Source organism: Glutamicibacter sp., from assembly GCF_050701915.1.
Classification (GTDB): domain Bacteria; phylum Actinomycetota; class Actinomycetes; order Actinomycetales; family Micrococcaceae; genus Glutamicibacter.
Map to the genome: position 1 here is coordinate 21,179 of NZ_JBOGEG010000003.1, position 20,418 is coordinate 41,596.

Here is a 20,418-nt window from a genome sequence, read left to right on the forward strand (position 1 = left end):
GAAGACTACTGGGTGCGCGGCGGGAACAGCTTGAACTTGCGGTAGTGGTTGACCGCATTCAACAGCAAGTAGAGCTTGCGGCGAGGATTCTTCTCGGCTGCGAACTTCAACGGGTTCGAGACCTTGCCGGCCTTGAGCAGTGCTTCCGCCTTGCGGCCCGTTTCGCTATCCAGGAAGCGGCGCAGCAGGTGGTGCGGCAGCACGGTGAACAGCCGCTGGCGCGAGAGCTGCAAGACGCCTGCCTCGGTGTCCACCACCGCGTCGGTTTCCGGGTTCGAGTGATCGAACTGCGCGCCGAGGAACTCGGTGACATAGAAACGGGCCGGGTTCACCCCGGCTGCGGTCAGGTAGAAGTGGTTGCGGCCCAGTCGCGGGTTGATCTCGAAGAATTTGACCTGGCCATCGCGGTGATCATATTTTGCATCGATCATGGCAATTCCGCGCCAGCCCAGTTCTTCGAGCATGCGCGCGCCATCGGCTGCCATCGCATCGTTGCGCCCGGTGACAATGGCGGCCGAATTGCCCAGCACCAGCGGGGCATGTTCCTCGATCACCACTTCGCCGTAGCCGGCGAAGATGACCTTTTCTTCCTGGGTGGCGAAGTAGGTGCACAGGCGCATCGCGTCATCTCCACCCGGGATATACTCCTGGAAGATGTAGCCCGCGGCGTAGCCGCTGCCATCTATTTTGGAAACCAGCGCTTCGAGGTCGGCACGGCTGTCGATGGTGTGGATCTTCTGCTTGCCCTCGAACTTGGCGGCGATCCAATCCGCGGAGCTCGATGGCTTGCCGATCACCGGGTAGTCGAAGGAACCAACCAGCGAATCCAGCTGGGCTCCCGGATAATACACGGCGGTGCCCGGGTGGGCGATGCCCAGTTTCTCGGCGAGCGCGTAAAAGTTTTCCTTCAGTGCCGCGCCCTCGATGGTTTCCAGCTGGGGGTACGGGATGACGTACTGCTCCTGAAGCTGCGCACGGTTCTTGGCGATCAGCATGATGTGGAAGTCGAGGGAGCCGAAGAGCATCAGCGGCCGATCCGCCGCGGCCTTCAGCTCATCGGCCAGCTCGGCCAGGGCCGTGACCACGCGGGCCTCGTCAGCCATGGAACCGATGGGGCGCAGCTCGATGGCTACCGAGTGCTCGATAACGCCGTTGCCCGCAGCCGGCAGGACCACCGACCGCACGCCGTAGGCCTCGTAGAATTCGCGCGCCAGGGTGTAGGTGCCGATGTCCCCGCCGAGGATGACCGGGACAAATGGCTGGGTTGGATCGATTGCCAAAGTGGTGTTTTCCCTACTTCTTGCGCCAGTTCATGTACTTTTCGAAGGCCCACGCCAGTGGCTTGTTCAGCGCCAGGTCCCATTCGCCGTTGGTCTGCACGATGTCGCAGCCGGTGTTGGTCTTGAACTTGGTCAGCCCCGAGAGGTGGTGCTCCTTGTCCAGGGTCGCGCTCACGCCGCCCTGGTCCAGGTAGCGGCAGCCGGCCTCGATGGAATCGATGACCATATGCTGCATGATCGCCTTCGGCGCGAACAGCTTGCGCTGTTCCGAGGAGGAAGCGCCGTACAGGTACCAGGCCAGGTTCGAGGAACGGATGACAATGGATGCGGCCAAGTCCACGCCTTCATTGCTGGCGATGTACAGGGTGCAGGAGCCGGGCACCGCTTCATTGAGCACGGTGTGCATCTTTTCGAAGTAGCCCAGCGGGCGGCCGGTGAAGTCCTGGCGGTCCGCGGTGTGGTTGTACAGGGCATGGAAGCGGGCCATGTCCTTGGTCTGGCCGATTTCGATTTCCAAGGTGCTCTTCAGCGCCTTGCGCGTCTCGTTGCGGGTGGTCGCCGAGTAGCTGGCCATGACCTGGTCTACGTCCAGCTGGTTGCCGGCATCATCTTGCAACGCCACGCGGGCCACGAATTCCGGCTGGCCCGCAGCGAAGTCCAGGCCCACATCTTCCTTGGAGAATCCCATTTCCAACAAGGCGTCATTCAGCGCTAGCGCGGTGCCCGAGGAGCTCTTGGCTTCAAGGTCAGCGAGCTGGGTGAAGCCTTCCTTGCCCAGGTTCTTGCGCACCGCAGCGGCACCCCAGGTGCGCACGGTCAGTCCCGGGCCCATCTTCAGCTGGAATGCGCCACGATTCTTCAGGTAGGCGGCCAGCGGCCGGATGACCCGTTCAGGTGCGTAGGTACCGAAGTCGATGATCGGGCCGTCGGGTATGTAGGCGAGGGTCTTCTTGATGACCGGGGCTGCGCGATGCAGTACCAGTGCGGCGCCTACCAGGTCATCTTCCTCGAACCAGCCGAGGGATTCGCCGCGCCAGCCGCCCTTGACCTGAGCCCATTCGGGACGCTGCAGGAAGCTGACGTCTTGGGCGGTCTCAAGGAATGCTGAGTGCTCGGTGCCGGAAATCGGACGCACATGAAGTTCGTTGTGGCTCACGGGTGAAATCCTACCGTGCTTCCCTCCCGGACTGGGGGATGCTGGATACCCCTAGGGGGTACTTGACTTAATACCCCCTAGGGGTATGATCGAGATATGGATACCAACCACACGCCACATGAAGCAGCCGAGCACCACGGCTATCACGCGGACAAAAGCGCCTTGGAACGACGTTTGAAGCGCATTGAGGGCCAGGTGCGTGGAGTGGCCAAGATGGTAGATGACGACAAGTACTGCATCGACATCCTGACCCAGATCTCCGCTATTAACGCGGCATTGCACAAGGTCAGCGTGCAGCTCATCGATGACCACATCGGCCACTGCGTGGTTGATGCGGCCAAGTCCTCCATCGAAAAGGGCGATCCATCCATCGTGCAAGACAAAATCGCCGAGGCCACGGCCGCCATATCCCGTTTGGTGCGCTAAGAGCGTCCCGAAACACCCATTTCCAATTCACACAGAATTCATTGAAAGAGAGCAAGATCATGAGCCACAACTGCAATTGCGGATGCTCCTCGGAAAAGAACGCCAACCAGGGCCTGCAGATCATTCCCCGTGAGCAGAGCACCCCGCTGACCAGCCAATTGGAAATCAAGATTTCCGGCATGACCTGCGGCCACTGCGTATCCTCTGTCACCGAGGAGCTCAAGGAGCTTCCAGGGGTACAAGAGGTTGAAGTGATCCTCGATGCCAAGGGCGTGTCCACCGCCAACGTCACCACCACCGCAACCGTAAGCGAAGAAAGCATTCGCAATGCCATCGACGAGGCTGGTTACACCGTCGAAGCAATTAACGCCTAGCCGCAAAAAGCCAGGCACCACGCCACAACGGCAAGAAAGTGCAAGGTCGTAAATCATGACTTCCCATGCCCCGCATGAAACATTCCCCGAGTTGCGCACCGTCGATCTGGACATCCAGGGAATGACCTGCGCCTCGTGCGTGAATCGGGTGGAACGCAAACTCGGCAAGTTGCCCGGAGTCAGCGCGACGGTGAACCTGCCCCTGGAAACCGCCAAGGTCCAGGTCCCAGCCGATGTCACCGATGAGGCACTGATCGATACGGTGCAAGCCGCCGGCTATACCGCCTCCCTCAAGCACCCGCCCAAGCCTGCCGGTTCGGACCACCAGGGACATGGGGAGCATGAGCATGGCGGGCACGAGCACCTGGTGCCCAACCACCTGCTGCGCCGCCTGCTGGTCTCCGCGATCTTCACCATCCCGCTGTTCATCATTTCCATGATTCCCGCAGCGCAGTTCCCGCACTGGGGTTGGGTCGCCTTCGCGCTGGCTACGCCCGTGGTCTTCTACGGCGCCTGGCCCTTCCACAAGGCAGCGGCAGTGAACGCACGGCACCTGGCCTCGACCATGGACACTTTGGTTTCCCTCGGTGTGCTCGCAGCCTACTTCTTCTCAGCCGTGCAGCTGATCCTCGATCCGCAGCTGACCGCCCATATCGGCATGTCCATGTCCGAGCATGCGCTCTACTTTGAAACGGCCGGCGTCGTGGCCACCTTGCTGCTGCTGGGCCGCTTCCTGGAGCACCGCGCCAAGTCCTCGGCATCCGATGCGCTCAAGTCCCTGCTGAACTTGGGGGCCAAGGATGCAGTGGTGCTTCGTGACGGCACGGAAGTGAAAATCCCTGCCGGGCAGGTGCAGGTCGGGGACCATTTCGTGGTGCGCCCCGGCGAGAAGATCGCCACCGACGGCGTGGTCCTTGACGGCGCCAGCGCGGTAGACACTTCGCTGCTGACCGGCGAATCGGTACCGCAGAAGGTGGCGGCCGGCGATGAAGTCACCGGCGCGACCTTGAATGCCTCGGGCCGGCTGGTGATCGAGGCTACCCGTGTTGGCGCGGATACCACCCTGGCCCAGATGGGCAAGCTGGTGTCCGAAGCCCAATCAGGCAAGGCGCCTATTGCCCGCCTGGCCGACCGGATTTCCTCCGTCTTCGTGCCTATCGTACTGGCCATTGCGCTGCTCACCTTCGTGATCTGGTTCTTTGCCAGCGGCGATACCTACCAGGCGTTCACCGCTGCGGTAGCCGTGCTGGTCATCGCCTGCCCCTGCGCATTGGGCCTGGCGACCCCGATCGGGTTGCTGGTCGGTACCGGACGCGGCGCGCAGCTGGGTATTTTGATCCGCGGCCCGCAGGTCCTTGAAGATACCCGCAAGCTGGACACCATCGTGCTGGATAAGACCGGCACCGTGACCACCGGGGTAATGACCCATCAGGGCACCCAGGCCATCGACGGGGTCGATGCCAATGAGGCCCTGGCCTTGGCCGGTGCCGTGGAGCACCATTCCGAGCATCCGATCGCCCAGGCCATCGCCAAGGCCGCAGCGGACTTGGGCCCGCTGCCCGAGGCCAGCGACTTCGATTCGGATCCAGGCGGCGGCGTGGTCGGCACGGTCAACGGGCATCGTGTTGCCGTAGGCCGCTTCAGCTGGCTTGAAGCCCAGGGCACCTCCTTGGATGCCTCCGCCAGGGCCATGCTCGAGGAAGCCGAGCAGGCCGGCGCTACCGCCATCCTGGTCGCGGTGGACCAGCAGTTCCAGGCAGTGATCTCGGTGGCCGACAAGATCAAGGACAGCTCCGCGAAAGCTATTGCCGAGCTCCAGGAACGCGGCCTGCGCGTCGTGCTGCTGACCGGCGACAACCAGTCGGTGGCTACCGAGGTCGCCGCCCAGGTAGGCATCAAGGCCGAGGATGTATTTGCCGGGGTCTTCCCTGCCGACAAGGCCAAGGCGATCACGTCGCTGCAGGAGCAGGGCAAGGTCGTGGCCATGGTGGGTGATGGCGTGAATGACGCGCCAGCACTGGCACAGGCCGACCTCGGCATCGCGATGGGCTCGGGCACCGACGTGGCCATCGAAGCCGCGGACATTACCCTGATGGGCAATGACCTGCATCAGGTCACGCAGGCCATCGACCTATCGGCTAGGACCCTGTCCACCATCAAGATGAACTTGTTCTGGGCTTTCGCCTACAACACTGCCGGCATTCCAATTGCGGCCGTAGGGTTGCTGAACCCGATGATCGCCGGAGCCGCCATGGCAGCCAGCTCGGTGCTGGTGGTACTGAACTCGTTGCGACTGCGAAGTTTCGGAAAGTAGCCCTCCGGACTTCCACAGCGGGGCATCGGTTGATCCGATGCCCCGCTTTGGAGTATTCATGGCGCTTCTTCCCGAATCGTTACGAAGCGGAAAATCCCCTATTTCACCCGCCGCTTTCCCCATTTGGCGTGACCAAGCGGTTATCCGGGGCCCGAAATGTGAAATTGCGACTTGCACCACGTTTTATTTTCTGGGCATACTGTGATGGCAATCACCACATATGCCGTTGATACGTGGCGGGAGAGATCCGCCCATGCCAAGGGCGGGCGCCGTAGGAGCAATTTCCTCCCCGGGAAACTCTCAGGCACCCGTACCGCCACGAAGAGGCAAATCTGGAAAGCAGCGCGGCTCCACCGTGCTCACCGAAGGAGCAAGCTTCGCCCAGTAGTCGGGCCGAAGTGAAAACTCTCAGGTAGATATACAGATTGGGGAGGGACCAAGAACAGTGCCGCACCGAGCGCACCGGTTTCGAGGTACTCCCCGTGGCTTACCTGGCTCCTGCTCTCTGCGCAGCTTGCCGGGCACGCCAGCTGGAATCCTCCAAATCGGACGTGTTCAACGAAGCGAGTTCCTGCGCTCCAAGCCATGATGGCTTGGAGGCAGAACAACTTCAGGGCGTCACGCCACACTCCTGGAAGGCAACCAGCATGAGTACCACCAGTTCTGATCCCACTCTCGAGCGCGGACTCTCCAATCGTCACATCCAGCTGATCGCCATTGGCGGCGCTATCGGCACCGGCCTGTTCATGGGCTCCGGCAAGACCATTTCGGTCGCCGGCCCGTCGGTCATCTTCGTTTACATGATCATCGGCTTCATGCTCTTCTTCGTCATGCGCGCCATGGGCGAGCTGCTGCTGAGCAACCTCGAATACAAGACCTTCGCCGACTTCGCCGGGGACCTGCTGGGCCCATGGGCGGCGTTCTTCACCGGCTGGACCTACTGGTTCTGCTGGGTTGTCACCGGCATTGCCGACGTGGTGGCCATCGCCCACTACGTCGCTTTCTGGTGGGGCGACCTTCCGCTGTGGATCCCGGCGCTGGGGTGCATCGCGCTGCTGCTGGTGCTGAACCTGGCCACCGTGAAGGCCTTCGGGGAAACCGAATTCTGGTTCGCTCTGATCAAGATCGTGGCTATCGGCGCGCTGATCGTGGTCGGCCTGGTCATGATCATCACCGGATTCGAACACGACTCGGCCACCGCTTCCTTCTCCAACCTGTGGACCGAGGGCGGCATGTTCCCCACCGGCTTCATGGGCTTCGTCGCCGGCTTCCAGATTGCGGTGTTCGCGTTCGTGGGCATCGAGCTGGTCGGCACCACCGCAGCTGAAACCAAGGACCCGGAAAAGACGCTGCCCAAGGCGATCAATTCGATCCCGGTCCGCATCCTGTTCTTCTACGTGGGCGCATTGATCATCTTGATGACCGTCGAACCGTGGAACCTGTTCTCCGCCGAGCAGTCCCCGTTCGTGGGCATGTTCGCCCTGGCCGGCCTGGCCGGCGCCGCGGGCATCATCAACTTCGTGGTGCTCACCTCCGCGACCTCCAGCGCCAACTCGGGCATCTACTCGACCTCGCGCATGCTGCGCGGCCTGTCCATGGAAGGCGATGCGCCCAAGGGCTTCGCCAAGCTCTCAAGCCGCAAGGTCCCGAAGAACGCGCTGCTGTTCTCCTGCATGTTCCTGCTGGCCGGCGTCGCCCTGCTCTACAGCGGCGACTCGGTGATGGGCGCCTTCACCCTGGTCACCACCGTCTCGGCCCTGTGCTTCATGTTCGTGTGGACCATCATCCTGCTCAGCTACCTGCTCTTCCGCGCACGCCGCCCGCACCTGCACGATGCCTCGAAGTTCAAGGTGCCCGGCGGGGTCACAATGCCCTACGTGGTACTCGGCTTCTTCGGCTTCATCCTGTGGGCTTTGACCACCCAGGCCGATACCTTCAGCGCCCTGCTGATCACCCCGGCATGGTTCCTGATCCTGGGCGCCGGCTACCTGTACATCCGCCGCAACCCGCAGCACCAGGCACTGCGCGCCGCGCACCTGGCCAAGGTATCGCACGAACGCTACGAGGCCGCGGCCTACCGTGATGCGAAATCCTTCGCCATGCGCGAGGAGGAAACCGCCGCGCAGGTCTCCGAGGACATCCGCCAGTAGCCCCGCGCGCACCAGCCCTATCTGTTAGGCTCCGGCATCACCAGATGCCGGAGCCTAACTGCATAGACGCTGGGATCGCTACCGCAATGGCCGGAGTCGATGCGATCATGGCTGCAGGCAGCAAACACTAGCAAAGTTCGACCAGCTGCCGCCTTGGAGGAAAGAACCATGACATCAACCGGTCCGTTACCGCGCTTCGAATTCGACCAAAGGCTGGGGGCCTTGCCCGATTGGAAGCGTGATGACCTGGGTTTGCGGGCCGCCTACCGTTTCGATTCCGCGAGCACAGCCTTGCAGTTCATTGTCCAGGTAGGCCTGCGCGCCGAGCAGGGCAACCGGCATCCGCACCTGGATTGGCGGGTCACCATCGTCGAGCTGCGCCTAACGCACAACCAGCCCGAGCACCTGGGAACACTGGACCTGGAATTAGCCCGCCATATCTCCATCGAGGCCGGCAAGCTCGAAGCGCAGGTGATCACCGAGCACTGGTAGCTCCCAGCGTTCAGCCTTGGCGCCGGCGAGCCACGAGCAGCGAGATGATGACGCTCTGCACCGCGCCCACCAAGGCCCCGAGCGCCGTCATGGAAATGCGGTCGATGAGCAGGGACGCGGCCGGTTCAGGGCTGACCAGATGGACCATGAGCAGCGCGGTAACGGTCATGAAGACCATGCCCACCGCATAGTTGCGCAGGATCACCAGCTCGATGATGAATTGCGAGGCCAGCGCGGCAGCCAGGATCACCCAGATGGGGGAATCGAAGGCGAAAACTATGGCGGTCAGCGCTACGCCGATGCAGGTGCCTACGCAACGCTGGAGCCCGCGGGCCAGGCGCGCATAGGCGTCGGCCCCGGTGACCGCAGCGATCGCGCCGAGGCTGGCCCAGTACCAATGGCCGTCGCCGACCAGGTAGGCAACGATGCCCGCGAGCAGTACGCCTGAGCCCATTTGGATCGATTCAGCCATCGCCCGTTCTGTGGGCGACCAGGAGTAGCCAGAGCCAAGGGTATGGCGCAGATTCGCTTTCCGCAGCGAAAGGCCAAGCATCAGCAGCACGCTGAAGGCCATCGTTCCGCCGCCCACCAGCAGCACCCCAGTGAAGCTTTGCGCGCTGGCCGGGATGCTCAAGCAGGCGCCACCGGCGAAGACGGCGAAGATCGGGCCTGGCGGCATCCAGCGCGCGGCATGGGAGACGTAGTTCGCGCCGAAGCCGATGGCAGCCAGGACCAGCGCACGCACCAGGAACGGCGCGTCGATGAACGAGAAATATGTACCCAGCAGCATTGCGAGGATCTGCACGATGCCCGCCGATAGCTGCTGCCAGAAACGCGGCGCATAGGCATCGAAGCGGCCGAAGACCGCGCAGAAGGCGCCGAACGCGGCGTACATCGCCCAGTCCAGGCGTGAAGAACTTGCTACCAGGATCAGCGGCACGGCCAGGCTGAGCGTCGCCTTGGCCGCCGGGATGATCGACGGGCGGTGCGGGGCCACGACGACGCTGCGCTGCACGACTTCCCTGAGATGGCGTTTCACTGGTGCACCTCGCCGTCCTGCGCAGCGACCAGCTGAAGCAGGGTGCGCAACTGGACTTGCTGCTGCGCGTCCAAGGCGCCAAAGACCTTCGCTTCGTTGTGCCGGGCAGCCTTCATCGCCCGGGCAGCGAACGTCCTGCCCTCGGCGGTCAGCCTGATGACGTTGCGGCGTCGGTCTTCCGGATCGACGTTGCGTTCCAGGATTCCACGGCTCGACAGTTGATCGAGGTATGCCACCAGGTGGCCGCGGTTCAGATTCGAACGTGCCGCCAGGTCGTTCTGGGAGATGCCGCCGAACTCATCCAGGGCGCAGATGATGGTGAAATGATGCCGGGCCAGGGACTCGGATTCCATCAGCTCGGTGAGCTCCTGGGTGCCGATGCGTCCGGCGCGGGCGGTGAGGTAGCTCAGCGAGTTCCATTGGAACTGCGGAATCCGGTGTTCATTCATTCCTTCAAAATATCATTTCAATCGGAAACGATTTCAACTTGAAGCGGTTTATTCGATGAATCTCACACGCAGATTAGGCGCGTTCCATCGCTCAACCCGGTGCACGGAATCATCGCCCCTTGGAATGGAGGACTTGTTCGCCCTGGCCACGGCCGCGGCGAAAGCGCGCCGTGTTTCAGAGCCCCAGATCCGAAACCAGGAACTTGGCTCCCAGCTCGCCGATGAGGATGGCAGGCGCATTGGTGTTGCCGGTGGTGATCTTGGGCATGATCGAGGCATCGATGACGCGCAGCCCTTGCAGGCCCCGTACCCGCAACTGGGGATCCACCACGGCCTGAGGATCGGTGCCCATGCGGCAGGTACCCACCTGGAGGTGGTAGGTCACCACGTTGTTCCGGATGTAATCCGCCAACTGCTCGTCGCCGCGCACCTCGTCGCCCGGGTAGATTTCCCTGGCTCCCCAGTTCTGGGCCAAGGCATCTTGCTCCACCATCGCGCGGCATTGCTTCATCGAAAACAGGAATGCCTGCATATCCCGCGGATCATCCAGCGCATTCAAATCGATATTCACCGGATCAGCCAATCCAGGACCGCTCAAGGTGATTTCGCCGCGGCTGTGCGGGGTGACGATCCCGGAATGCAAGGTGAACGCAGTGCCGTCGATCGGCTCCATGCCCGGGGAGTACATGGGCACGGCGAAGAAGATCGGCTGGGTATCGGGGCGGTCCAGGCCCTCGCGGGACTTGGCGAACATATGCGATTGCGAGACCGAAACCCCGGCACGCGGGGCGGGAATCGCCCGGGTGGTGGTTTCGGCGATCACCGGGGCCAGCAGGTGGTCATGCAGGTTCTTGCCTACCTGGTCCAGCTCATGCAGCGGGATAACGCCCGCAGCCTCGAGCTCGGCAGCCGGGCCAATGCCGGAGCGCAACAGGATTTGCGGGGATCCCAGGGCGCCGGCGCTGAGCACCACCTCATCTGCGCGCAGCTCCTGCAGTTGCCCGTCGATCTGGTAGCGCACGCCAACCGCGGTTCCGGACTCCAGGATCACCGAATGCACCTCGGCACCCGTGATGATTTCAATGCGCTCGCGCACCGGCTTCAGGTATGCCTTCCAGGTGTTGATGCGTTCGCCGTCAACAACGTTGATCTGCTCCTTAGAAACGCCCTCCAGCTGCTCGCCGTTGTAGTCGGGATTGAACCCGATTCCGGACTGCACGGCGGCGTCGATAATCGACTGGTGGATCTCATCCAGCTCGTAGTCGTTATCCACCGGCACCAGCCCATCGGTACCGTGGAGTTCGCTGGCACCGCCAGAGAAGTTCTCGATTTCCTTGTAGACCGGCAGTACATTCTTCCAGGCCCACTGCTCGCCGCAGTCCTTGGCCCAGTCATCGAAGTCCTGAGGGGCGCAGCGCACCCAGATCGTTGCATTCAGCGCGTGGGAACCGCCGAGCACCTTGCCCCGCGGCAGGTGCATCGGCTTGTTGGCTGCCCCGGCCATCGGGACGGTGTGGTAATCCCAGTCGTCCTTGCTATGCCACAGCTCGCCCATGCGCGACAGGTCGTGGATGGCCGGATTGGTATCCTCGGAACCGGCCTCGAACACGGTCACCTGCGCCCCGGCATCCACGAGCCGGCGGGCGACCACCGAGCCAGCGGAACCTGCGCCTACGATTATGACCGACTTGCTGCCCATGAGTTGTCCTTCAGCTTGGATGCCTGCGTAAGTTCTTGCTCCCCAGTCTGTTCAGGCCAGCGGATTTGCGGTTGGCATCGGGCGCAGGACTATTGGCTTCGCGTGCGACTTTTTCGCCCCCTGGACCGCTTGAGGTCCCTGGTGATCCGGGCTGCCCGCAATTCGTCGATGCGAACCAGGACCACGCCGCACACGATCAGCAGGCCGCCGAACAGCTGCACCGCCCCGGGCAGCTCGGAGAGCAGCAGCCAAGCCCACAGCACCGCGAAAAGCACCTCGGTCAGCGAGATGAAGCTGGCCACCTTGGAACCCAATTCGCGGGCGGCCATCACTCCGGTGGTGTAGGAGAACACCGTTGCGATCAGGATCAACCCGGTCAGCGCCAGCCACCAAGGGGTTTCAAAGCCCGCGAAGGAACCTGTGCCGGCGGCCCAGTGCATGGGGAGAATGCCCAGCCCGCCCACACCTAGCATGGTCAGCGCGCCCACTGCCATGCCCCCGGCGGAGAGCATGATCGGCGGCAGCGCGCCATCGACCTTGGCGCTGATGAAGAAGTAGACCGTCAATCCGATTGCGGCGCCCAGGCCCCAGAGCACGCCAATCGGATCTATCCGCGTAGTTCCGGCCAGGTCAAGGACCGCCACCAGCCCAGCCAGCGACAGCAAGGTCCCGGCGATGGTCGCGATGGATGGACGTTTCTGGTGCTTGGCCCAAAGCACCAGTACAATCAGCACGGGCGCCAGGTACTCCAGAAGCAGCGCCACGCCCACATCCAGCCTTTGCACCGCAAGGAAGTAGCACAGCTGGCAGGCGCCCACCCCGAACAGGCCGAAGAGCACAATCGACACCCAGTTGGTGCGCAGCAAGACCCACCGTCCGCGCATCGCCACGAGGGCCGGAATGGCCAGGACCAGCGCCGCGCCAGCCATGCGCGCGGCCACCGCAGCGGTAGGACTCCATCCTGCTTCGAAAAGGCCCTTGGCGAAGGACCCGGATAGCCCGAAGGCGGCCGAAGAGGCAAGGGCAATCCAGATGCCCTTCGATTGGCTGGGGCGGCGGGTTTCAGCCAGGTTGGAAGCTGCAGGCAAGCCGGGGTTAGGCAGATCGCTCATGGGGGTCTTTCGCGCAGAATTTCATGTCCCGTTCAGGGGCAAATGGGGGTATGAGCATGACGATACGGTTAGGCTTGAGGGGCAGTCAATCTACCCAGCTTTCAGGAACGAATTATGACCTTTGCCCCAGATATCGAAGCTTCATTGAAGACCGTGGTGAACCTTCTGAATACCGAGGTGCAAATCGTGGACATGCTCTCCACCGTCGCTGATCTCGATGAATTCCTTGATGCCGAGAACTTCGAAGGCTCTCACGCGCACAACCAGGCAGAGCTTCGCTCCATTCGCCAGTTGCGTTCCCAGCTGAAGAATATCTGGGTAGGTACCGAAGAAGAATCTGTCTTCCGGGTCAATGCGATCCTGCGCAACGCCAACGCCCAGCCTCAATTGATCAAGAGCGAATCGCTGGGTTACCACCTGCACGCCACCACCAATAGCACCCCGCTCTACGACCGCATGGCCGTGGACGCCGCGATGGCGCTGGCCGAGGTGATACGCTCCGGCGGATTGCAGCGGCTGCGGATCTGCGCCTCGGAGGACTGCGAGGCGGCCCTGCTGGATCTGTCGCGCAACCGCTCCAAGTTGTACTGCGATACCGGCAATTGCGCCAACCGTGAGCACGTTCGCGCTTACCGCGCGCGCAAAGCGGGAAAGCGTTCCGACTAGCAGGTACCCAAACACCGAGGGCGCGCCTAGCTTATATCGCGCGCGGCATGCCATCGCTCCCATGCTCTTCATCTCCGCAGCGCCTTTCGAGCAATTCGCTTTGGCCTCGGGACCGCCGCCCATGCCCATGATCATCGCAGGGCATCTATCATGGCCATCAGGTTCCCTGCATGGCGTGGTCCAAGCTCGTGGTCGAAATAGCGTTGGGCGGTGCCCCTCGCCTTTTACCTTGCCCGGGCCATATGATGAACACACAACCGGGATACCGGCAGTTGCAGTAGTGGAAGGGGCAGGTCATGACTCAGGAAACCCACGCTTCAGATGATTATGAGGCACGGATAGAGGCTGCTGAGAGCGGACCTTTGAAAGCCGCCGCCCGCTGGGTTGTAGCTCTGGCTTCTGCCGCACTGGGCGATGCCGAATACGAAGCGAATGAGCCCCAGGTAGTCGTGCATTCCCGCCAAGATGATTCGGTACTTCTGCGCATGACAACCTCCAGCCTCGAAGAAGCTGAGCGATTGATCGTCCAGATCCGCGCGGATCTGGAAGCCTTAGACACTGACGAATTCAAGGCGGAGTGGGAAGGCGCCGGAGACAAGTCCTAGCTGGGCAAGCTAGCGGCTAGTTTTCGACAAGAATTCCGTCGATATCCGCATAGACCATCGCTCCCGGCCGGACCTTCACATCCCCGATGCTGATCACTTCATCCACCGAGCCATGCGAGCGCTTGACGGTTTTGCGCGGGTTGCTGCCCAGCGCCTTGATGCCGAGTTCCATTTCGGCTAGCGCAGCACGGTCGCGGACGGCACCGCTGATGATGACCCCGGCCCAGCCATTGGCTTCGGCGTTCGCGGCAATCATGTCACCCATCAGGGCATAACGCAGGGATGCTCCCCCATCGACCACGAGCACCGCGCCGTTGCCCGGGAAGCTCAGGATCTCCTTGACCAGGCCGTTGTCCTCATGGCACTTCACGGTTCGTGCAGGCCCGTGGAAGGACAGCCGCCCGCCGAAGTCCTGGAATTGCGCCGAGACGGACTGCAGCGCATCCCCATGCTGGTCGTAGAGGTCGGCGGTGCTGATCGGTTCTTGGTGCATGGCGCTTCCTTCATGAGCTGCGATAGTGGTCCACCACACAGCTTAGCCCTCAGTGCTCGCAACCCCAGAGCATGACGAAAGGTTTAGAGGTTCAGTTCCGCTTCGTAGCCCTTGGCATCCAAGGCGCCAAGGCGCGAGTTGCAGCGGCCGAAGCCCAGATAGATGGCAGCACCTACAGCCATCCAGATTGCGAAGACCAGCCAGGTGATCCCGGCCAGGTTGAACATCAAGAACAGGCAGGCTGCGATGCCCAGGATCGGGGTCACCGGATACAGCGGGACGCGGAAGGTGCGCGGGGTATCCGGCTGGGTCTTGCGCAGGTACATCACCGATACGCCCACCAGCGAGAATGCGAACAGGGTGCCGATGCTGGTCGCTTCGGCCAGCTGGCCCAAGGGGATCAGCGAGGCGGCAATGGCCACGACCGCACCGGTGACATAGGTGCCGATGACCGGGGTGTGCGTGCTCGGAGAAACCTTGGCGAAGAAGCGCGGGATCAGCCCATCGCGGCCCATGGATAGCAGGATGCGGGTCTGGCCGTACAGGGTGGTCAGCACCACCGAGACGATCGCGATCACCGAGGCCAAGGCGAAGGCCAAGACCATCCACTTCTGTCCGGTGATCTCGGAAACGATCTGCACCAGGGCGGCTTCCGAGTCGGCGAACCAGTTCCATTCCCGGGCGCCAATGGCGGCTACGGCAACCAGCACGTAGATGGTGGTGACCAGCACCATGGCGATCATGATGGCCCTCGGCAGGTCCTTTTGCGGGTTCTTGGCTTCTTCGCCGGCGGTCGAGGCCGCGTCGAAGCCGATGTAGGAGAAGAAGACCATGGAGGCTGCACCGGTCACGCCCGCGGCGCCCATGGGCAGCAGCGGAGCGAAGTTCCCGGCGTTGAAAGCGGTGAAGGCAACGACCACGAAGAAGATGAGGATGGCGATCTTCACGATCACCATGACGGTGTTGGCCAACGCCGATTCGCGGGCTCCGCGTACCAGCAAGAGGGTCGCCAAGATGACCACGACCAGTGCCGAGAGGTTGATGATGCCGCCATCGCCCGGACCGGCGGCCAGGGCTTGCGGCAATGCCAACCCGAAAATCTCCAGCGTCTGGTTCACGTAGGCACCGGCACCGACCGCCACGGCTGCCGCGGAAACCGCGTATTCCAGCACCAGGCACCAACCGCACACCCAAGCCATGCCTTCGCCCAGGGTGGCGTAGGAATAGGAGTAGCTGGAGCCGGAGACCGGGACCATACCCGCCATTTCGGCGTAGGACACCGCCGAAAGCAGCGCGGTGATGCCGGCAAGCACGAAGGCGATCCAGATCGCCGGGCCGGCGACCGGAACGGCAGATCCGAGGATCACCAGAATGCCGGTGCCCAAGGTGGCTCCGACCGAGATCATGACCAGCTGGGTGACGCCCAGAGAGCGCTTGAGCGCCCCGAGCCCGGCGTTGTTCGCGGCGTCGTTGGCCATCGCCTGGATGGACTTGCGGCGCCGCAGCTGCTTGCCCAGTGGGGTGCGGCCGTGCTGCTCAGAGATACTCGTGCTACTCACTTGAAATCCTTGGTGCGTGTTTGAGGCGTCCTGCCTCGATCAATTGGCCCGCAAACGACAACGCGCTGGGACTATCTGTTGATGGACAGTCCCAGCGCGTCATGCCGCGTGGCTAAGCTTTATTATCAGTCTTCAAACTTCTTGTCCGGGTTGGAGGAGGATCGGTTTACCCCGGTCCCCTTTCCCAGGTCAGGATCATTGTCTTTGGCAGCCATGGTCATCACCGAGATGACCAGCAGGCTTGCGACGAATGCGATGCCGAAACAGGCCAAGCCGATATCGAAGCGCAATGGATTCTGCGATCCGCCGGTGGAGCTAATCAGACCGACCACGCCGGCGACGATGGCCAAGATCAGCGAGAAGCTCAGCGGGCCCTTGATTGACTGGCTCCACGGTTGCTTCTTCTTGTTGTTTCCCACCAGGAACTCCGTTTCTACTTTTACTGCAGACCTAAAGACTAGTTGTTTTCCTGGTCCGGCGTATTGATCGAGGTTGGGGCGGCTGCCTTCATTTCATGTCGATGGCCGAAGGCGGCAATCAGCGCGAAGACCGCGAGAACAATAGCGCCGCCGCCAATCAGGCCGAACAATGCGTGCGCATCCATGCCACCGCTGAAGCACAGCGAAATGGCCAAGATCACGCCAACTGCGCCGGTAACCAGTTGGTTCCTGAACGGCGGGAAGGCCTCGCGATGCTTGGCAAAGACGATGAGCTCGGCAACGCCTCCGGCCAGGAATGCGAAGGCACCCACGTAGCCAACCCAGGCAATCGAGCTGACAAAGATGGTGGCGATACCAGCCAGGAGCATCAACCCCGCGCCCAGCGCGTATGGGGCGCGCGACTTCTCCGGCGCGCTTTCCACAGATACGTACTGCCACATGAACACGCCAGTGACAACGAGGAATGCTGCCGTGGAGTAAGTGACGACCTTGTCATCTGCGCCGATCCAGAAAATCGACATCAGTGCATAGGCCAGGGCTGTCAGGCCGCGCAGGAAGACTGGGCGGAAAACTTCTGAAGCTTGAACTGGGGTGGTTTTTGGTGCAGGCACAATTTCTATTCTACCGCTCATAGAACTAACCGCCAGTTCGCCCGGGGTTAATCACATCGTCGCGGTGCCTGCACCGGTCAATGCCCCTTCAGCCCTTCACCTTGCTGAGTTCGTGGACCAGCTCTCCGTCGATCCATGTCTGGTGCACGCCGATATTACCCAGCTCGGACGCCTCCACTGCAAATGGGTCCGCCTCCAGCACCGCGAAATCTGCTTGCAAACCCGTGCGGAGGGTACCGCGGAGGTGTTCCTGACGATTCGCGTAGGCGGCCCCCGCAGTTTGCGCATGCAGTGCATGCTGCAGTGAAATCGCTTCATGGGCAAGCAGAGGCTGGGTCTGGGATCGATGATCGGTGGCATGCGGATCCACCGGTGGAGCGGTGCGATTGACAGCGGTGTGGATGGCCCACATCGGGTCGGGGCTGGACACAGGCCAGTCGCTGCCCATGGCCAGAGGTATCCCCGCCGATCTCAGGGTCTCAAAGGCGAAATGGGATTGCTGGTGCCGGTGATCGAGGTAGGGAAGCTTGGTTTCCACAAGCACCGGATCTTGCCGCGCCCATAAGGCCTGGATGTTGGCAATGGCACCCGTCCGGGAAAACAGCTCCAGATCGGCTGGGTCCAAGATGTCGATGTGTGCAAGCTGGTGGCGCGGATCCCAGCCGTCGCGCACCGGTAGCCGCAAGGCTTCCAGGGCGTCATGCACAGCCTGATCACCGACCGTATGGATGTGCATGTCGAATCCCGCAGCATCCAGTTGGCGGGTAATCAGGTTCAAGTCCTGCGCGGGGATCAGCTGCATCCCCCGGTTGCCCGGATGCCCTGAATACGGCCTCGTCATCGAGGCAGTCAGGTTCTCACAGACACCGTCCAGCATGAGCTTGACGGCACTGGCATGGAAGCGGCCTCCCGTGCTTTCACGGCGCCGGATCATTTCAGGGATCTGGTCCAGCCCCTGGTCGGCATGCCACCACAGTGCCCCGGTCACGCTGGCAGCCAGCTTTCCGGAACGTTCCAGGTCCCGGTAGCGATCGAAGAAGTCCGGCATTCCCAGTGCCTGGCCCACTGCGGCATCCTGCCAGGCCACGATTCCCAGTGACAGCAGATAATCCTGTGCCGCAAGCAGGGCTTGGTCGATCTCGGCATCGCCTGCCTCTGGGAGCATTTTGTCCACGAGTTCCGCCGCGCGTTCCATCAGCATGCCGGTGGCCCGGCCGCTGGGATCCCGCTGGATGATCCCGCCGGCTGGATCCGGAGTGCTGTCCGTAATCCCTGCCAGCTCCAGTGCCCTGGAATTGACCCACGCCCCATGGCCATCATGGCTAAGCATGTAGGCAGGCCGGTCGGGAACCAACTGGTCCAGCAATTCTTTGGTGGGGAAACCCCCGGGGAATACATCCCCGTACCAGCCACCGCCACGGATCCATTCGAGGTCCGGGTGCGTTCGGTCATAGGAGCTGATGATCTCGCGGTACTCGGCAAGCGAATGGACGGCGTCCAGGTTGCATTGGAGCAGTTGAAGCCCTCCCAGCAACGGATGAACGTGCGCGTCGTGGAAACCAGGCAGCAAGGCCTTGCATGCCAAGTCGACGACCTCGGTGCTTGGGCCGCGCAGTTGATGCGCAGCACCATCCACGGCGATGATCCGGCCGTCCCGCACCGCCAAGGCCGAAGCTTTCGGGCATGACGGGTCCATGGTGTAGATCGGGCCGTTGGCGAATAACAGATCTGCCTGCATTATCTCTCCCAGTCAGAGGTGGTCGAAGCCGCTGTTTCGGCAACAGCGTGGACAGCGGATGGCACCATTCGGCAAATCGCCAGATAGGCAATTCCGCTGAACAGCAAGCCCACCAGCCACGCGATATCGATGCCGCCGAGCAGCTCCGCTGCGGGCCCGGTGTAGAAGGCCGTGGCCATGAAAGGAATCTGCACCGCTACTCCCAGCGCAAATACGGCCAATGCCCAACGATTCCATGACCCGTAGCGCCCTCCCGATGGCAAGTAGAAATCATTGACGGCATAGCTTCCAGCGCGCACCAGATAGTAGTCGACCAGGTTGATCGCTGACCAAGGAATCAACAGGTACAGCAGGATGCTCAAGAAGCTGAAATAGCTCGAAGCGAATGAAGTAGCTGCCGCCAATGCCAGCGCTGCGCCGATGACGTGGAGCAGTGCGGAGGCCGCGATGCGGTGCTTTGCCACCGGCCGCCATCCACTGCGGAACGTTTCCACCAGGGTCAGGAGGCACAGTGTGCTGCAGTACACGTTGACCGAGTTGCCCGAAGCCGCGGCCAGGGCGAAGCCGAACAGGATCAGGTAACCGAAAAACGGTCCGGCGATCGCCGACAGGGCGCTCATCGTCTCGAGGTTCGCATAGGCTATGCCCACCCCCGCCCCAAGGATCATCAACAGGACACTGGAGACTACGCAACCGAGGTATGTGCCCCAGAACGCGCCTCGTTCCCCGGAGTCCCGCGGTATGTAACGCGAATAATCGGATACGTACGGTGCATAAGCCAGTTGCCACACAACACCGATTGCGACCATTGCGCAGAAGCCAGACCAGCTGAACGCACCCACCAGCAAGTTGCCCCAGAAGTCGGGGGTGCTCAATAGGGCCGCGAACGAGATGACCGCCAGTGCGCCGACCACGTAGGCACTGATCTCGGTGACTTTTCGGATCAAGTTGTAGCCGAAGGCCGCAATTACGAAGCTCAGCGCGGCGCAGGCGATGATGATTGCCGATGGATTGCTCTGCGGAATGATGGCCCTAACCGATGCCGACGACACCACGAGATTCGATGCGAAGTAACCTACGAACATCAAAATGGCGATGACCACGACCAAGCTCGCGCCTTTGGTGCCAAATTGACCGCGGGCCTGAAGCATTTGCGGAATTCCCAGCACAGGTCCTTGGGCCGCATGGAGCGCCATGCCGATGCCGCCGATGGCATGGCCCAGGAGAATGGCGAGCGCTGCCGGCAGGAAAGGCAGTTCCAGCAGAGTGGTTGCCGTTGCGCCGGTGACGACAGTCAGCGGCGTCATGTTCATGCCCATCCAGATCGCAAACAGCTGCTTACCGCTGCCGTGCCGTTCATGGGCCGGAATAGGCCCAATGGATTCCTTCTCTATGGCAAATAGCCGGTTCTTCGCGAGGCTGCTCATGGTGTTCCTTGCTCGTCGGGAGATGCTTTCCGCTGGCCGATTGCTGGCGCATTCGGAGCGCCTGCATCGGATGGTCTTGGGGAAGCCGAGGAACCGGAGTCGCCGGGTAGCGGGCAATTGGTGCTGGCGGACCGACAGGCATCGGCTAGTCGACCAATACGGATTAACAGCGTGTTCCCCATCACGTTATTTCAAGAGTAGACGGCGTCTTGAATTACGTAAATGAGCGAATATAGATACTTTGAATCTGGAAAAACGATTCACTTTCCTGAGCAAGTGACGGGGATGGTGATGCCTAACTCGATTCTTCTACGGCTCAGTTAAGCGCCAGGCCTCAAACCTGCGGAAGCGGTCAACGATGCTTCCCCTGTGGCCCCTCTCAGCTTTT

General features: G+C 61.9%; 19 protein-coding genes and 1 riboswitch. Of the genes, 7 read left to right on the top strand and 12 right to left on the bottom strand.

Annotation, left to right across the window (positions count from 1 at the left end):
* Window positions 1-5: 5 nt before the first annotated feature.
* Both ACRDT3_RS03735 and ACRDT3_RS03740 read right to left on the bottom strand, forming a co-directional pair.
* Window positions 6-1,280: a carbamoyl-phosphate synthase gene (locus ACRDT3_RS03735; RefSeq protein ID WP_431491690.1), complete on the bottom strand. Its 1,275-nt coding sequence runs from the start codon at window positions 1,278-1,280 to the stop codon at window positions 6-8.
* A 13-nt stretch (window positions 1,281-1,293) separates the two neighbouring features.
* Window positions 1,294-2,436: a lipid II:glycine glycyltransferase FemX gene (locus ACRDT3_RS03740; RefSeq protein ID WP_431491691.1), complete on the bottom strand. Its 1,143-nt coding sequence runs from the start codon at window positions 2,434-2,436 to the stop codon at window positions 1,294-1,296.
* A 96-nt stretch (window positions 2,437-2,532) separates the two neighbouring features.
* Here ACRDT3_RS03740 and ACRDT3_RS03745 point away from each other — a divergent pair, with 96 nt between their 5' ends.
* The 5 genes from ACRDT3_RS03745 to ACRDT3_RS03765 all read left to right on the top strand — a co-directional run bounded on the left by ACRDT3_RS03745 (window position 2,533) and on the right by ACRDT3_RS03765 (window position 8,192).
* A complete protein-coding gene (locus tag ACRDT3_RS03745; protein WP_431491692.1) occupies window positions 2,533-2,862 on the top strand; it encodes a metal-sensitive transcriptional regulator in 330 nt (109 codons plus the stop codon).
* 59 nt (window positions 2,863-2,921) lie between these two features.
* Entirely contained in the window at window positions 2,922-3,236 is a 315-nt protein-coding gene (locus ACRDT3_RS03750; RefSeq protein ID WP_431491693.1) for a heavy-metal-associated domain-containing protein, read from the top strand.
* A gap of 55 nt (window positions 3,237-3,291) precedes the next feature.
* Window positions 3,292-5,550: a heavy metal translocating P-type ATPase gene (locus ACRDT3_RS03755; RefSeq protein ID WP_431491694.1), complete on the top strand. Its 2,259-nt coding sequence runs from the start codon at window positions 3,292-3,294 to the stop codon at window positions 5,548-5,550.
* 227 nt (window positions 5,551-5,777) lie between these two features.
* Window positions 5,778-5,876, top strand: a riboswitch (glycine riboswitch).
* A 321-nt stretch (window positions 5,877-6,197) separates the two neighbouring features.
* A complete protein-coding gene (gene cycA, locus ACRDT3_RS03760; protein WP_431491695.1) occupies window positions 6,198-7,700 on the top strand; it encodes a D-serine/D-alanine/glycine transporter in 1,503 nt (500 codons plus the stop codon).
* A gap of 168 nt (window positions 7,701-7,868) precedes the next feature.
* A complete protein-coding gene (locus tag ACRDT3_RS03765; protein ID WP_431491696.1) occupies window positions 7,869-8,192 on the top strand; it encodes a 4a-hydroxytetrahydrobiopterin dehydratase in 324 nt (107 codons plus the stop codon).
* A 10-nt stretch (window positions 8,193-8,202) separates the two neighbouring features.
* Here the strand turns inward: ACRDT3_RS03765 and ACRDT3_RS03770 are convergent, their stop codons facing one another.
* The 4 genes from ACRDT3_RS03770 to ACRDT3_RS03785 form a co-directional block, all read right to left on the bottom strand.
* On the bottom strand, window positions 8,203-9,231 hold the full coding sequence (locus tag ACRDT3_RS03770; RefSeq protein WP_431491697.1) for an FUSC family protein: 1,029 nt from the start codon (window positions 9,229-9,231) through the stop codon (window positions 8,203-8,205).
* Window positions 9,228-9,680: a MarR family winged helix-turn-helix transcriptional regulator gene (locus ACRDT3_RS03775; RefSeq protein ID WP_431491698.1), complete on the bottom strand. Its 453-nt coding sequence runs from the start codon at window positions 9,678-9,680 to the stop codon at window positions 9,228-9,230. The genes ACRDT3_RS03770 and ACRDT3_RS03775 overlap by 4 nt, the downstream gene beginning before the upstream one ends.
* 175 nt (window positions 9,681-9,855) lie before the next feature.
* Window positions 9,856-11,379 carry a GMC family oxidoreductase gene (locus tag ACRDT3_RS03780; RefSeq protein ID WP_431491699.1) on the bottom strand — a complete coding sequence of 508 codons (1,524 nt, stop codon included), beginning with the start codon at window positions 11,377-11,379 and terminating at the stop codon, window positions 9,856-9,858.
* A gap of 89 nt (window positions 11,380-11,468) precedes the next feature.
* Window positions 11,469-12,491 (bottom strand): EamA family transporter, encoded by a 1,023-nt coding sequence (locus ACRDT3_RS03785; RefSeq protein WP_431491700.1) that lies wholly within the window; start codon window positions 12,489-12,491, stop codon window positions 11,469-11,471.
* A gap of 114 nt (window positions 12,492-12,605) precedes the next feature.
* On the opposite strand from ACRDT3_RS03785, the gene ACRDT3_RS03790 reads away from it, so the two are divergent.
* Complete coding sequence (locus tag ACRDT3_RS03790; protein WP_431491701.1) at window positions 12,606-13,157, top strand: CGNR zinc finger domain-containing protein; 552 nt, start codon at window positions 12,606-12,608, stop codon at window positions 13,155-13,157.
* 296 nt (window positions 13,158-13,453) lie between these two features.
* Window positions 13,454-13,762 (top strand): hypothetical protein, encoded by a 309-nt coding sequence (locus tag ACRDT3_RS03795; protein WP_431491702.1) that lies wholly within the window; start codon window positions 13,454-13,456, stop codon window positions 13,760-13,762.
* A 16-nt stretch (window positions 13,763-13,778) separates the two neighbouring features.
* Here ACRDT3_RS03795 and rraA read toward each other — a convergent pair whose 3' ends face one another.
* The 6 genes from rraA to ACRDT3_RS03825 form a co-directional block, all read right to left on the bottom strand.
* A complete protein-coding gene (gene rraA, locus ACRDT3_RS03800; RefSeq protein ID WP_105656102.1) occupies window positions 13,779-14,255 on the bottom strand; it encodes a ribonuclease E activity regulator RraA in 477 nt (158 codons plus the stop codon).
* 83 nt (window positions 14,256-14,338) lie between these two features.
* Complete coding sequence (locus ACRDT3_RS03805; protein WP_431491848.1) at window positions 14,339-15,733, bottom strand: amino acid permease; 1,395 nt, start codon at window positions 15,731-15,733, stop codon at window positions 14,339-14,341.
* Window positions 15,734-15,939: 206 nt separating this feature from the next.
* The gene (locus ACRDT3_RS03810) at window positions 15,940-16,233 is read right to left on the bottom strand and encodes a hypothetical protein (RefSeq protein ID WP_431491703.1); all 294 of its coding nucleotides are present in this window, start codon (window positions 16,231-16,233) and stop codon (window positions 15,940-15,942) included.
* A 38-nt stretch (window positions 16,234-16,271) separates the two neighbouring features.
* Window positions 16,272-16,865, bottom strand: a complete 594-nt coding sequence (locus ACRDT3_RS03815) for a DUF308 domain-containing protein (protein WP_431491704.1) — start codon at window positions 16,863-16,865, stop codon at window positions 16,272-16,274.
* A gap of 88 nt (window positions 16,866-16,953) precedes the next feature.
* Complete coding sequence (locus tag ACRDT3_RS03820; RefSeq protein ID WP_431491705.1) at window positions 16,954-18,603, bottom strand: amidohydrolase; 1,650 nt, start codon at window positions 18,601-18,603, stop codon at window positions 16,954-16,956.
* Window positions 18,603-20,030 carry a purine-cytosine permease family protein gene (locus ACRDT3_RS03825; protein WP_431491706.1) on the bottom strand — a complete coding sequence of 476 codons (1,428 nt, stop codon included), beginning with the start codon at window positions 20,028-20,030 and terminating at the stop codon, window positions 18,603-18,605. Before ACRDT3_RS03825 ends, ACRDT3_RS03820 begins: the two co-directional genes overlap by 1 nt.
* Window positions 20,031-20,418 lie beyond the last annotated feature (388 nt).